The following is a 13,798-nucleotide window of genomic DNA, read 5'->3' on the forward strand; positions in this document are numbered from 1 at the left end:
GAGGGCGGCGGGCGCATTTTAATGCGCCGCGTTATCGCCGGGTCTGGGAATGATTTAAACGAAGAGGAACCGGCCGCGCCCCGCGGCGCGGCCGTCTCATGCGTACATTACGCGGACGCCTTCACCAGCTTCTCGTCGGCGACGGTCTGCGCGCGCAGGCGGTCGTACTCGTCCTTGTCCATTGGACGGGCGTCGGGTTCGCCGAGTTGGGCCATCGGGATGCGGTAGGTCTCCCGCGCGCTCCACGCCGCGAGCGCCGCGATGATCGTGACCGCCAGCGTGATCGTGCCGACCGTCATCGGGATGTTCGTCGATCCCGGCGGCGCGACCGTCGCGAATACCGCCGGCAACAGCGCCGTGACCAGCGTGCCGACGTTTTGGGAGATCGCCATCGCCGAGACACGCGCGCGAGTCGGGAACAGTTCCGGGTAGAAGCTCGGGAAGATCGCGTTGTAGCCTTGGTAGACCACGCCCCACATCAGGATCGACATGATGAACGCGAGCGTCACGCTGTGGATGCTGATCGCGTACAAGTAGCCGAACGAGAGCAGCCCCGAGGCGACCGCCCCGACCGCGACCGGAATCTTGCGGCCGATCCGGTCCGACAAGTCGCCGACGTACGGGATCACCAGCACCGCGACGATGTTGCCGACGACCGGAATCCACAGGTAGACGCTCTTCGAGAAGTTGACGCCGTAAGCTGCCTGAACCGCATAGGCCGCCCCGAAGATCGTCGCGACGACCGGGATCACGTTCATCAACGCCATGCAGACGACGCGCAGCATGTCCTTCCAGCAATACTTGAACGCTTCCTTGATCGGCGACTTCGGCACGGAAGCATGGTCGGCTTCGTTCGCGAAGGCCGGAGTTTCGTCGACTTCACGGCGGATGATGTAGCCCGCGACCAGCACGCCGGCGGACAGCAGGAACGGAATGCGCCAGCCCCACGAATTGAACATGTCTTCCGGCATGAAGTACGCGAGCGGCAGGAAGATCGCGGCGGCGAGAATCTGGCCCGCCTGCACGCCTTGCAGCGTAAAGCTCGCGTAGTAGCCGCGCCGGCCGAAAGGCGCGTGTTCGAGAATCATCGAGCTCGCGCCGGAGATTTCACCGGCCACCGCGAAGCCTTGCACGAGACGCAAGATGACGAGCAGCGTCGGGGCGAGCATGCCGACCTGGTGATACGTCGGCAGGAGGCCGACCGCCATCGTCGATCCGCCCATCAGGAACATGCAAACGAGCAGCACGGTCTTACGGCCGTGGGTGTCGCCCCAATGGCCGAGGAAGAACGCGCCGATCGGACGCGCCACGTAGCCTACGCCATACGTCGCGAGCGACGCGACGATCGCCACCTTCGGGTTGCCGGATGGAAAGAACAACTGCGGGAAGATCAGCGCGGCAGCCTGCGCATAGATGAAGAAGTCGTAGTACTCGAGCGCCGAGCCGATCCAGCCGCTCGCCGTGGCTTTCTTGGTCTGCTTGCGGTGATGGTTGTCGTCGGGATCGACGGGGCCGCCTTTCGACAGCGAATTCGTTTCCATGTTGTCTCCTGATTCTCGACCGTTGGGACAGCTTCTAAGGCCACCTCTCCGACACACTGACTGCGATGGATTGCCTGGGATGGGCAGTCCGCGTCTTCCTTCGATACCGTATTTCTTTTGATTGCTCCACTGTTGATTACGGGTTGTTCGAACTGGCTGATCGACGGGCAGTTCCAAAATCGCTATGCCGATGAAACAGAAACAAGCCACCTTCCGATGATCTCGCGCGAACCGTCGCCTTACGATGAGGCAAAACCCGATGACGACAGGCTTGAGGCAAGCTTGTATTCGGCACGCGAGCGGATCGGCGCACGATTCGGGCCCGATCCTGGACGGCCTTTACCTTCACGCGGTGCTGCGCTTTCGGGCGCTTGTGCACTGCAACCCGTAGCGCTAAATTACTATGCGGGTGCGCAATCATAATGCGGCCGGACGGAAAATCAGAATGCGTTTTGAGCGCACAATCGGCGGGGTGGTGGGGAACGTCAACGAGGCGGGGAGATGCGCAATGTCCTCTGCATTGAACTACATGCGGCTCTACGCCGATGGCGCGGGCGAATCGCATTTCAAACCGGCAGTCATCGAGACGTTCACGCGCGAGTTCGCGCCTCCAGCGCCGGCCTTCAACGTTTCGAGCTTCATACCTGCGTTACGTAGCGGCTTCCTGCTGTTGCCTGCGGGATGGATCGGCGAGTTGCATCCGTCGCCGCTTCGCATGTGGATATTCGTTCTTCGGGGGGAGATGGAGTTCGAGGCATCGGACGGCGAGTGTCAGCCGGTCCGCACAGGCGACGTTCTCCTTCTTGAAGATACGACCGGGCGCGGGCATCGAAGTCGCGTGATCGGCGATACGGCGGCTAGATTGGCCGTCGTTGAACTTGAGCCGGAGCGCGCCTAATCCCTCAACCGGATCTCGGATACGAACACAAACGGTGCAGCGACATCGCCGCCGTGGAAATACCCGCTGCATGCACAGACCGCGAGCCGTTCCAGGTTCTCCGAGTCGTATTGCGCCGCTTCGGTGCGTTGAGGCTTCGCCGGTCGGCGCCAGGCCTTGGCAAGACGCGCTGCCATGTCAAGTCGAGTGAGCATTTTCATTCGTCTCTCCCTACGCTGGGACGATCCCTCTCTCCAAGCATAGGCCTCCAATAAAACGAACATAACGATCGATTGGTCATTTCGATATTGGCCAGAGCAAAGGGCTTGGAAAACGCCTTCCATACGCCCCACTGAAAATGCTTATTGCTTTTGATTGTTTCAAAGTGGTGCGTGTCAGGTATAGGTTTACTGCATGAACCTACCCTCCAGTTCGTCAAAACCCGTCGCGTGGATCGCCGGTGTCGGTGCATCGGCCGGACTCGGTGCCGCCGTCGCACGCCGCTTCGCCAACGAAGGCTTCGCCGTCGCGCTAACGGGGCGTACCGAATCGCGCGTCGAAGCCCTCGCCGATGAAATCCGCGCCGCTGGCGCAGAAGCCCACGCATTCCCCGGCGACGTGGCGGACGAGGCATCGATCAAACGCATCGCCGCGCGCGTGAGCGAAACCGGTGCGCTGCATGTGGCGGTCTTCAACGCGGCGAGCGGGGTCCGCGCACCATCGCTCAACCTGACCGCCGATCAACTCGAAGACGCGCTGCGCGTCAACGTCATTGGCGGCTTCGTGTTCGCTCAAGCCGCTCTGCGCGCGCTGCTCGACAACGGCCGCGATGCAGAGGCATCGCACGGTCTCGGCACCCTGCTCTTCACCGGCGCCACCGCCGCGTTGCGCGGAAGGCCACCGTTTGCCGCGTTCGCAGCCGCGAAGGCCGCGCTGCGCTCGCTGTCGCAAAGCTTCGCGCGCGAGTTCGGGCCGCGTGGCATCCACGTCGCGCATGTTGTGATCGACGGCGGGATCGATGGCGAACGGCTGCGTCAGGGCGCGCCGCAACGTGTCGAGCAGGCAGGCGCCGACGGCCTGCTGCTGCCCGACGCCATCGCCGAAACGTACTGGCAACTTCATGTGCAGCATCGAAGCGCATGGACGCAGGAGATCGACCTGCGCCCCTACAAGGAACCGTTCTGAAGAGGAGCACCCGATGGCGACCGTACTCACCGACGATCCGCAAACGCAAGCGCCGCACGCGGTCGAGGCCGAGCTGAATTACTTGCAGGCGGGCGAAGGACGGCCCGTCACCTACACGTTCGAGCCTCCGCCCGGCACGCCGTGGACGTCGGGCACGCTCGAACCGCGCCGCGTACGCATCAGCGACGCGCGGCCGCTCGCCGCCGCGGGTGCGCTGTCGCTGCATACGAGCGGGTTCGAACGCGTCGCGCACGCGAGCGCGCTGCGCGATTTCTCCGACGATTCGGCGATCCGCTCGATCTACTATCCGGAAGCCGAGAAGCTGCTTTTGAGCGTGACCGGCGCGGGAAAGGCGCTTATCTTCGATCACACCTTGCGCGACAGTCAGAACGGCTCGCGCGCCACCGCGTCGTTGCGCGAGCCCGTGCGCCGCGTGCACAACGACCAGACCTTCGTGTCCGGCCCGCGCCGCGTGCGCGATCATCTGCCACCGGCCGAAGCCCGCCAGCGGCTGCGGCACCGCTTCGCGATCGTGAACCTGTGGCGTCCGATCGACGTCGTCGAGCAGTTGCCTCTCGCGCTGTGCGATTCGCGCACGATCGCCCCCGACGATCTCGTGCCGAGCGATCTCGTCTATCGCGACAAGGTCGGCGAGACGTTTTCGTTCACGTTCAATCCGGCGCATCGCTGGTACTACTTCCCGAAGCTGCGTCCCGACGAGCCGCTGTTAATCAAGATCTACGACTCGCGCACCGACGGCACCGCGCGGCTCACCGCGCACACTGCGTTCGAACACCCGGAGACGGCCGCCGATGCGCGTCCGCGTCGAAGCATCGAGTTGCGCGCACTGATCTTCTGGCCTGACAGCGAAGCGTGAGAGAGGCTGCATCCGTGTACACGAGCTAACCTAAGCACGTTTTATTGGTTGGACTGTCGTTTGCCTGAAGCGAGAATTTCCGGTAACGCGCTTAACACTTCGCGCCCGATTCCTCGCTTCCATTCTTCAGGTTCAATCCAATGACGGCCTCTCACTTGTCGCTCCGTTCACTCGGACTCAAACGTTCCTTCATCACGGCGTGCGTGGCGGCCGCAGTGGTTATGCTCGCCGCCTGCAAGCCCCAGGATGGTGCGACGCAGTCATCGGCGAGCGCGGCGTCTGCGCGTCAGGAAGTCACATACTTCAAGTATCCCGACAACCCCGCGTTCGACCTCGTCTATCTCGCCGACAAGCTCGGCTATTTCGAGAACACGAGCACGCGTCCCAAGTACGTGGGCAAGGTTTCGGCGCCGCAGATCATCCCGCTCGTCGGAACCGGTGAGATCGACTTCGGCACGCGCATGGTGCCGCTCGTCATCTCGGCGATCGCGAGCGGCGCGGACATCAAGGTCGTGTCCGCCGGCGGCGAGACGCTGCCGGACGCGCCGCACATGAAGTATTTCGCGCGCAAGGACTCGGGCATTCGCGAGCCGAAGGACTTCGAAGGCAAGACCGTCGCGTTCAACAGCTTTGGCGCATGCGCGGAGTTCGTGACGAAGAAGTATCTGTCGCAGCACGGCGTGGACGTGTCGAAGGTGAACTGGCTCGTCGTGCCCGACAACCAGTCGCAGCAGGCGCTCGTCACGAAGAACGTCGATATCGCGATCATTCATCCACCGTTCTCCGGTGCCGCCGAGCACGATGCGCAGCTCCACAAGCTGTGGAGCGACTGGGACGAAGACGGCGGCCTCGGCGGCATGGCGCCGTATAGCGTGAACGGTGCGTTTGCGCGCGCGCATCCGCAAGCGGTGAAGGATTTTGTGAGCGCGATCGCAAAGGCAGGCAACTGGGTCAACGAGCATCCCGACGAAGCGCGCAAGCTGACCGCCGAACGGCTCGGCATCGACGTGAATCTCGTCGAGCGCTATGCGTATGTGAAGGACCTCGTCGTCACCGAGCCGCCGATCCAGTACTACATCGACATCCTCGAACAGGCCGGGAAAATCCCCAAGGGCAAGGTCGCGGTGAAGGACGTCTATACGAACGAATTCAACGCGCTTGCCGGGAAGCAATCGCAGGCTAACGCGACGCCCGGCGTCGCCGGGAGCCGCTCATGAGCGAGACGGCGCGTCATCGGGACAAGATCGTCGCGCGCGATCTCTCGCTCGCCTATGCGAGCCAGACGGTGCTGAAGGGTTTCGATCTCGCCGTGCGCGAGGGCGAATTCCTCTCGCTGCTCGGGCCGAGTGGCTGCGGCAAGTCGACGTTCCTCAACATCCTCGCCGGGCTCGTGCCGCACACGTCGGGCGATATCCGCATCGACGGGCAGCCGGTCATCGCCGTGCGCGACAAGCTCGGCGTCGTGTTTCAGGGCTATGCGCTTTTTCCGTGGCGCACGGTGCGCAAGAACGTCGAGACCGGGCTGGAGATTCGCGGCGTGAATCGCGCGCAACGCAGAGCGGAGGCGGAGCGGTATCTGCAACTCGTCGGGCTGATCGATTTCGCTGATCACTATCCGCATCAGCTCTCCGGCGGCATGCGGCAGCGCGTGGCGATCGCGAGGGCGCTTGCCTATGGTCCCGAGGTCCTGCTGATGGACGAGCCGTTCGGCGCACTCGATGCGCAGACGCGCGAGTCGCTGCAACAGGAACTGCTCGGCATCTGGGAGCAGAGCGCGAAGACGGTCGTGTTCGTCACGCACAGTATCGACGAAGCGATTTTTCTGTCGGACCGCGTGGCCGTCATGGGACGCGGGCCGGGACGTGTGAAGGAGATCATCGACGTCGATCTGCCGCGTCCGCGTGGGCCGGCGATTCGTCATTCGGCTGCGTTCATCGCGCTCAGGCAGCGCGCCTGGAATAGCCTGAGCACGGAGATCGGCGCGTTGCGGAGCGTCGCGGCTTCTATCGAGACGCCTGACGACATCTACGCCGGAGCGCCCCATGTCTGATCAAACGGTCAGGGCCCGCGAGATTCCGACAGGAACTGAACGTCGCGAGGCCGCCGCGCCATCCATCGATCGACGCGCCCGACTCTGGGCCACGTTCGATCGAAGCATCGCGCTCGTCGGCTTTCTCCTGCTGTGGGAATTGCTGCCGAGGCTCGGCGTCGTGAGTGCTGCGTATCTCAGCCCGCCGTCGGCCGTGTTCGCGGCGATCGTCCGGCTCTTCGACGGCGGCGAAGTTTGGAAGCACCTGAGCGCCAGCGCGATCCGATCGATCAGCGGACTGTTGCTCGCGGTCGCGGGCGGCGTCGTCTGCGGCTTCACGCTCGGATGGTTTCGCCGCGCCGAGCGTATCGCCGATCCGCTCTATCAGTTGCTGCGCCAGGTTTCCGCGTTCGCGCTGTTTCCGGTCTTCATGCTGTTCCTCGGGATCGGCGAATCGTCGAAGATCGCGATCATCGTGTGGGCCGCGTTCTGGCCGGTGCTGCTCAACACGATCTCGGGCGTGAAGCAGGTGGAACGCATCTTCATCGACGGTGCGCGGTCGATGGGCGCGTCGCAAGGGTTCATCTTTGCGAAGGTCGTGCTGCCCGCGGCGTTGCCCGAGATCCTGACGGGCATCCGGATCGCGGGCGCGTACAGCATCACGGCGCTCGTCGCGGCCGAGATGATCGGCGCGCGTTCGGGACTCGGCTTTTACACGCTGAACTCGCAGGAGACGTTCCAGATTCCCGACATGTACGCGGGCATCGTGCTGCTCGCGCTCTTCGGGCTCGCGATCAACCAGAGCCTGTCGCTGCTTGAGCGGCGGCTGCTCAGGTGGCGGGTGGGCCTGGCACAGAATGGCTAGGGCCGGCTTTTCCGATGCAGGCGCTGGGTGGCTTCGCTGGCTGCCGGCCGGGTTGGCAGCGCTTACTGTTTTAGCTGCGCTTACGTGGGCAGATACCCTGCGAACGTACTTCGATACCGATCGCGCTTTCGCTGCGGCGTCCGCACGCGGCACGCTGCTCGTGGCCGTGCCGCCGCGGCCTCAGCCAACGCTGACCGTCGGCCATGTGGACCGGACGCTGCGCGCGCCGGATTCCTTTTCCGCCGCGCTCGCCAATGATCTCGGACGCCGCGCGGGTCTGCCGGTCACCTTCGTGCTCGTCGAGCCGCGCGCGGCGCAAGAGGCGGTGCGCTCGGGCAAAGCGGATGTAGCGATTGCCGGCCTGCCCTTCGCGCCCGATGCATCGCTCGCTTTCGCGCCGACGTCCTATGCGACCGGGCGCGGCCTCGCGCTCGTGCTGCGGCATGGCAACGTGAAAGATTGGGACGATCTGCGCGGACGTGCGATCTGCGCATCGGCGGGAAGTCCGTTTGCAGCGCAAACAGCGCGTCGCTATCACTCGAGTTTGCAGAGCTTCGAGCGACCGCTCGACGCTTTGCTCGCGTTTCAAGCCGGCGAATGCGCGGCACTCGTCGACGATGAACTCGTCGTCCGCGCTTTGCTCAAGCAATCCGGCTGGGCTTACTATCGCGCGTTGCCCGGCACGATCGCGGCATCGCCCGCGTTCATTGCATCGGCGGGCGGCGATGCGGCCACCGCCGCCTTCATCGATGACGCCGTGCGCGACTGGCGCCGTGGCCGCTGGCTATCGACGGTTCGGCAGGATCTCGCGAGCCGTCTCGCCTTCGACATGTTCAACGCAGAGAACGACTTGTATTGCCATTGAGCGCGCTCACTGCCCCTGAACCTGCCACTGCAAGACTGGATGGGTAGCGCCCGCCGGAATGACCCACGTCCCCCCCAGCCCAAAATTCCACGACGGCGCGAAGCTCTCGGATGTGCTCATCTGCGCCGTGGTGAGTCCGTTCGCGACGGGTACATACGGACCGCCGTCCGACTGGCCGCTCGCTTCGACGTCCCAGTAGACGTTGGTCGAGCCCGGGTTGTTCGAATCGAACAGGCCGCCGCGCGGCCCCGGCCCGAGTCCGTTCGTGACGATGGAGATGGAGAAAGACTCGTCCACCGTGCCCCCGTTGCCCTCCACGAGCCCTGCCGCGCCGCTGATCTCTCCGCCCACGTTCCCCGCCGCGTACGATTGCCGCACCGTGCCGTTGTTCAGCCCAACCAGGCCGCCGCTCGACGAATGCGAGCCGCCGCCAACCGAGCCGGTCGCGAACGATTGCAGGATCGTGCCGTTGTTCACGCCAACGAGCCCGCCGAATTCCCCTGAGCCGCCAACCTCCGCGCTGCTCCACGAGCGCTCGATGATGCCGTCGTTCTGGCCGACGAGTCCGCCTCCGTAGATCGCGATCGTTTCCGGCGAGCCGACGCTGCCGATCGAATACGAGTTCGTGATCAGCCCGCGGTTGCGTCCCGCGATGATGCCGCCGGTGCCGTTCGAGGCGGGGTCCGCGCCGCCCGATACGCCGAGATTGCGCACGACACCCGCCGTGCCGATCACGGCGAAGAGGCCCGCATATTCAAACGCCGACGGATCGGAAAGGCGGCTGCCCACGCCACGCAACACGTGGCCCAAGCCGTCGAACTGCCCGTTGAACTCCGCGTCCGCGCCGACCCCAATGCCGTTGAACGCCGGATCGCCGGCCGCGCCGGTTACGTCCTTGCCGAGCGCGTAGATGCCGTTGAGATTGTCGGCGACGTGCGTGAGATCGGCGATCGAATTCACCAGCCGATACGCCGTGAGCTGCGTCTTCAGGCCGCTGTAAGGCGCCGCGCTCCACGCCGCGTTCGTGCGGATCGTGCCCGGCACGAAGGCGCCGTTCATGTCGTAGAGCGCCGCGACGAACCCCGAGCTGCGCGACCAGTCGATCGTGCCGCGATTGGTCACGCCCGCGCCGTTGTCGATGCCGCTCGCGTCCGCGCGCAGCGTCAGGTTGCCCGCGCCGGCGTTGCCGAGCGTCGTCGTCGAACCGATCGTGACCGAGTGGAACGCGTTGACCGCAAGCGACGCGCCGCCGTTCCAGCGCAAGGTCGAGAGCAGGTTGACGTCGCCTTGCGTCGCATTCAGCGCGACCGATGTTCCCTGCGACAACTGCGTCGCGAGAATCGCCGCCGTCAGCGGACCGATGTCGAGCCGTGGCGTATTCAGGTTCCATTGCGCGGCGCGGATGTCGGCATCGTCGAGATGGAGGGCGTTCGCGGCCGTATCGACCGTGCCGCCGCTGCCGGAGACCTCCGTCGCGTCGATGCGGCTGTGCACGTGCGCCGTGCCCTTCGGCGCCACGAGCCATATGTGGCCGTCGCGCGTGGCGGTGCCCGTCGCGCGCAGCGCCGTGTTGTTGCCGGCGAGCGCGAACACGTTGCCGTCGGCGGCTTGCAGCGCGATGCGCGCCGCTTCGATCGTGCCTTTGTTGACCGCGTCCCCATGACTGCCGGTCGCGGACACGAAGGTTTGCGGCGTGGCGGCAGGATCGTAGATCAGCGGGCCCTTGATCTGCACGCTATCGCCGACGGCCAGTTCCACCGAGCCCTTCGGCGCGCCGATGCTGCCGTCGTTCTCGGCGAGCGTGCGTGAGACGAGGTAGACGTTGCCGCCGCTCGAACTGATCTTCCCCATGTTCACGACGGTGCCGCTGCCCGTGCCCGCGAAAAGCGGCGTATCGCCGTTCATGAAGTGATCGTTGTCGGTATCCAGTGTGGCGGCAACGAAGTGGCCGCCGGTCGTGACCACGCCGTTCTTACCGATCAGCACGCCCTGCGGATTGACGAGGTAGAAGTGGCTCGTCGCGCTCAGCGTGCCGTCGATCACCGAGCGCTCGTTACCGGTGACGCGCGCAAGCGTCGAGTTGTAAATGCCGCCGTTGTTTACGTTGACGGTATTGCCGTTGCCGATCGAAAAGCTGGTCCAGTCGATCACGGCTCGCTGCGTGTCTTGCGTGACGTTGAGCGTGTTGCCCTGCACGGCAATCGTGCCGCTGCCTGCAACGAAACGGCCGCCTGCCGGTAGCGGGCCTGCGGCAAACGCGAGTTGTGTCGCGCCGATGGCAAGCAACAGCACAAGCTTCGCGAGACGATCTGAGGTACGACATGCATTCCTGAAACGCCCGCGCATGCGGGAGCCCGGTCCCATCGAACAGGGATCGTTCGCCATGTCAGTCTCCTTCATTCTGCGAAGCTAACTAAAAAGCGCCCAGGGTACTTGCGTACCGTAGGGCGCTTTTAACTTTAGCAGACCGTTTCAGAAAAGCCAGACAACCTGGAACGACATGGAGTCAGCTATTTCGGCCATCACATGTTGCACATCAGGCATCGACCAGATTACGCGGCGTCCCCCTGACGAAATGCTCGATGTTCTCCATCAACTGGTCGGCGAGCGACTGCTGCGCTTCGTCCGATGCCCACGCGACATGCGGCGTCACGATCACGTTCGGCCGGCCCGCGATGCGCATCAGCGGGTTGTCTTCCGCAGGCGGCTCGCCCGAGACGACATCGAAACCCACGCCGCTTATAAGACCTTCGTCGAGTGCGCGCGCGAGATCGGCTTCATCGACGAGACCGCCGCGCGCCGTGTTGATGATGAGCGGCTTCTGCTCCATCGCGCGGAACTCGGGCATCGCTAGCATGCCGCGCGTTTGCGGTGTGAGCGGGCTGTGCACGGTGATGATGTCGCTCGTCGCGAGCATCTCGTCCCACGGCGCGTAGAGCGGCCCGAGCCCCTGCCGGCCCTTGTGTGCCGCGAAGATCGGCCGCATGCCGAAGACCTTCGCGATCTCCGCGACGCGCTGTCCGAGCACGCCTTCGCCGATGATGCCGAGCGTCGCGCCCGCGAGATCGTGGATCGGATGATCGAAGAAGCAGAACTGGCCGGACTTCTGCCAGACGCCGTTCAGCACGTCGTCGCGATAGGCGATCAGGTTGCGACGCAACGCGAGGATCAGCGCGAACGTATGCTCGGGCACGGTGTTCACCGCATAGCCGCGAATATTCGCGACCGCGACGCCATGCCGCGCGCACGCCGCCTTGTCGACGCAATCGGTGCCGGTCGCCGCGATGGCCACGAGCTTCAGTTGCGGGTTTTGCGCGAGCACGTCGTCGGTGATCGCAACCTTGTTCGTGATGACGATAGAGGCGCCTGCGATGCGCGCGACGACGTCTTCGGGACGCGTCTGCGCGTACTCCGCGAGTTCGTGCGCGAAGCCCGGCGTGCGCAGTTTGATCTGCGGAGCGAGCGTGGCGCGGTCGAGAAACACGATCTTGTGCATGGTCAGCCTTTGTTGGTTTGGAGGAGGCGCTTCGCCTCGGCGGCGATGTGTGCGGGCGTGATGCCGAAGTGTTCATAGAGCGCCTCGGCGGGGCCGGACGCGCCGAAGCCCGGCATCCCGATAAAGCCGCCGCGCTCGCCGAGATAGCGGTCCCAGCCGAAGCGCACGGCAGCTTCCACCGCGACGCGTACCGTGCCCGCGCCGAGCACTGAAGCGCGATACGCGGCGTCCTGTTCGTCGAAGAGATCGCAGCACGGCATCGAAACAACGGCCGTCGCGATGCCTTCCTCTTGCAAGCGTGCGCGCGCTTCGAGTGCAAGCGCGACTTCCGATCCGGTCGCGATGAGCGTGACGCGGCGCGCGCCGCCATCGGCTTCGGCGAGCACGTAAGCGCCGCGCTGCGACAGGTTCGATGCAGCGTGCGTCGTGCGCACCGTCGGCAACGCCTGGCGCGCGAATACGAGCGCGCTCGGCCCGCGCCTGTGTTCCAGCGCGATCATCCAGCACTCGGCGGCCTCGACGGCATCGGCGGGACGGAACACGAGCATGTTCGGCATCGCGCGCAGCGACGCGAGAATCTCGACGGGCTGATGCGTCGGCCCGTTCCTGCCGACGCCGATCGAATCGTGACTGAACACGAACTTGACCGGCAGGCCCATCAGCGCGGCCATGCGCATCGCGGGGCGCTCGTAGTCGGAGAACGCGAGATAGGTGACGGCGAGCGGGATGATGCCGCCGTGCGCCGCCATGCCGTTCGCCATCGCCCCCATCAGGTGCTCGCGCACGCCGCAGTGCACGTAGGCGCCGCTGCGATCGCTTGCGGTGAACGCCTGCAGGCTACGCTTGTGGCCCGTCGGCGCTTCGAGGTCCGCGCAGCCGACCATGCGTTCCGGCAGATACGGCACGAGCAGATCGTTGATCTCGCCCGAGATCGTGATGCCCGCCTGTGCGTCGCCCGCCTCGATCACGCGCCGCTGATACGCCTCCAGCACTTCACGCAATTCATCGGGCAAGCGGCCCGCCTGAATGCGCTCGAACTCCGCGCGTTCAGCCGCTGGCAACGCGGCCACGCGCGCTTGCCACGCGCTGTACTCGCCGTCGCTGCGATGCCCTGCGCTGCGCCATGCGTCGAGCACGTCGGCGGGCACTTCGAAGGGCGCGTGCGGCCAGCCGAGTTCGCGGCGCGCGGCGTCGGCGTCCGCATCGAAGAGCTTGCCGCTGTGACCCCCGCGCTGTCCGGCCAGGCGCGCGATGCCGCGTGCAATCACGGTACGGCACGCGATCATCGAAGGGCGCGGGTCCTGGCGCGCGCTATCGAGCGCCGCCGATACCGCTTCGAGATTGTGCCCGTCGACTTCGACCACGTGCCAGCCCGCGACGCGAAAGCGCGCGCTCACGTCCTCGGAGATCGAGAGCGACGTGCTCCCGTCGTCGGTGATCTGGTTGTCGTCCCAGCAGAGGATCAGCTTGCCGAGTTGCAGATGCCCCGCGAGCGAAATCATCTCCTGCCCGATGCCTTCCTGGAGGCAGCCATCGCCGACAAACGCATACGTGTAGTGATCGACGATGCCGCTGCCGAAGCGTGCGTTCTGATACGTCTCCGCGACCGCCATGCCGAATGCGTTCGCGATGCCCTGGCCGAGCGGACCCGTCGTCACTTCGATGCCGGCGGCTGGTTCGAACTCGGGATGCCCCGCGCAGGTCGAGCCCATCTCGCGGAACGATTTGAGCGCGTCGATTCCGAAGTGCTTGTAGCCCGTGAGGTGCAGCAGCGCGTAGAGCAGCATCGAGCCGTGTCCGTTCGACAGGACGAAGCGGTCGCGATCGGGCCATTGCGGATCGGCGGGATTGAACTTCATGTGGCGCGTGAAGAGCGCCGTCGCGATCTCGGCCATGCCGAGCGGCACGCCTTGATGGCCTTCGCCGGCGCGCACGATCGAGTCGATGGCGAGGAAGCGGATCGCATCGGCGAGTGGCCGGGGGTCGGTGTTTGACATGACGCATGTCTCCTGGGCCGCCTGCGATGCAGGCGGCGTCTATGGCAATCGATGGAAAAAGCGGTG

General features: G+C 65.0%; 12 protein-coding genes. 7 read left to right on the top strand and 5 right to left on the bottom strand.

Annotated features, from left to right (window positions below; genetic code table 11):
• Window positions 1-107: 107 nt before the first annotated feature.
• Window positions 108-1,541, bottom strand: coding sequence for an MFS transporter (locus AWB67_RS12940; protein WP_087656643.1), 1,434 nt, complete (start codon window positions 1,539-1,541; stop codon window positions 108-110).
• 508 nt (window positions 1,542-2,049) lie between these two features.
• Between AWB67_RS12940 and AWB67_RS12945 the strand changes: the two genes are divergently transcribed.
• A complete protein-coding gene (locus tag AWB67_RS12945) occupies window positions 2,050-2,439 on the top strand; it encodes a cupin domain-containing protein (RefSeq protein ID WP_087656707.1) in 390 nt (129 codons plus the stop codon).
• Here AWB67_RS12945 and AWB67_RS12950 read toward each other — a convergent pair.
• Window positions 2,436-2,639: a hypothetical protein gene (locus AWB67_RS12950; RefSeq protein WP_125477592.1), complete on the bottom strand. Its 204-nt coding sequence runs from the start codon at window positions 2,637-2,639 to the stop codon at window positions 2,436-2,438. The genes AWB67_RS12945 and AWB67_RS12950 overlap by 4 nt on opposite strands.
• 193 nt (window positions 2,640-2,832) lie before the next feature.
• Here AWB67_RS12950 and AWB67_RS12955 point away from each other — a divergent pair, with 193 nt between their 5' ends.
• The 6 genes from AWB67_RS12955 to AWB67_RS12980 all read left to right on the top strand — a co-directional run bounded on the left by AWB67_RS12955 (window position 2,833) and on the right by AWB67_RS12980 (window position 8,239).
• Window positions 2,833-3,603, top strand: a complete 771-nt coding sequence (locus AWB67_RS12955) for an SDR family NAD(P)-dependent oxidoreductase (RefSeq protein ID WP_087656645.1) — start codon at window positions 2,833-2,835, stop codon at window positions 3,601-3,603.
• A 13-nt stretch (window positions 3,604-3,616) separates the two neighbouring features.
• Window positions 3,617-4,480, top strand: coding sequence for a CmcJ/NvfI family oxidoreductase (locus AWB67_RS12960; RefSeq protein WP_087656646.1), 864 nt, complete (start codon window positions 3,617-3,619; stop codon window positions 4,478-4,480).
• Window positions 4,481-4,701: 221 nt separating this feature from the next.
• Window positions 4,702-5,697, top strand: a complete 996-nt coding sequence (locus AWB67_RS12965; protein ID WP_374729818.1) for an ABC transporter substrate-binding protein — start codon at window positions 4,702-4,704, stop codon at window positions 5,695-5,697.
• Window positions 5,694-6,530 (top strand): ABC transporter ATP-binding protein, encoded by an 837-nt coding sequence (locus AWB67_RS12970; RefSeq protein ID WP_087656648.1) that lies wholly within the window; start codon window positions 5,694-5,696, stop codon window positions 6,528-6,530. Before AWB67_RS12965 ends, AWB67_RS12970 begins: the two co-directional genes overlap by 4 nt.
• Entirely contained in the window at window positions 6,523-7,374 is an 852-nt protein-coding gene (locus AWB67_RS12975; protein WP_235025132.1) for an ABC transporter permease, read from the top strand. Before AWB67_RS12970 ends, AWB67_RS12975 begins: the two co-directional genes overlap by 8 nt.
• 52 nt (window positions 7,375-7,426) lie before the next feature.
• Window positions 7,427-8,239, top strand: a complete 813-nt coding sequence (locus AWB67_RS12980; RefSeq protein WP_235025133.1) for a type 2 periplasmic-binding domain-containing protein — start codon at window positions 7,427-7,429, stop codon at window positions 8,237-8,239.
• A 6-nt stretch (window positions 8,240-8,245) separates the two neighbouring features.
• On the opposite strand, the gene AWB67_RS12985 is transcribed toward AWB67_RS12980, so the two are convergent.
• The 3 genes from AWB67_RS12985 to tkt all read right to left on the bottom strand — a co-directional run bounded on the left by AWB67_RS12985 (window position 8,246) and on the right by tkt (window position 13,732).
• Complete coding sequence (locus AWB67_RS12985; RefSeq protein WP_235025134.1) at window positions 8,246-10,624, bottom strand: two-partner secretion domain-containing protein; 2,379 nt, start codon at window positions 10,622-10,624, stop codon at window positions 8,246-8,248.
• A gap of 151 nt (window positions 10,625-10,775) precedes the next feature.
• Window positions 10,776-11,735 (bottom strand): D-2-hydroxyacid dehydrogenase, encoded by a 960-nt coding sequence (locus AWB67_RS12990; RefSeq protein WP_087656650.1) that lies wholly within the window; start codon window positions 11,733-11,735, stop codon window positions 10,776-10,778.
• Window positions 11,736-11,737: 2 nt separating this feature from the next.
• Window positions 11,738-13,732 (bottom strand): transketolase, encoded by a 1,995-nt coding sequence (gene tkt, locus AWB67_RS12995; RefSeq protein WP_087656651.1) that lies wholly within the window; start codon window positions 13,730-13,732, stop codon window positions 11,738-11,740.
• Window positions 13,733-13,798 lie beyond the last annotated feature (66 nt).

The organism is Caballeronia terrestris (genome assembly GCF_001544515.1).
In the GTDB taxonomy this organism is placed as follows: domain Bacteria; phylum Pseudomonadota; class Gammaproteobacteria; order Burkholderiales; family Burkholderiaceae; genus Caballeronia; species Caballeronia terrestris.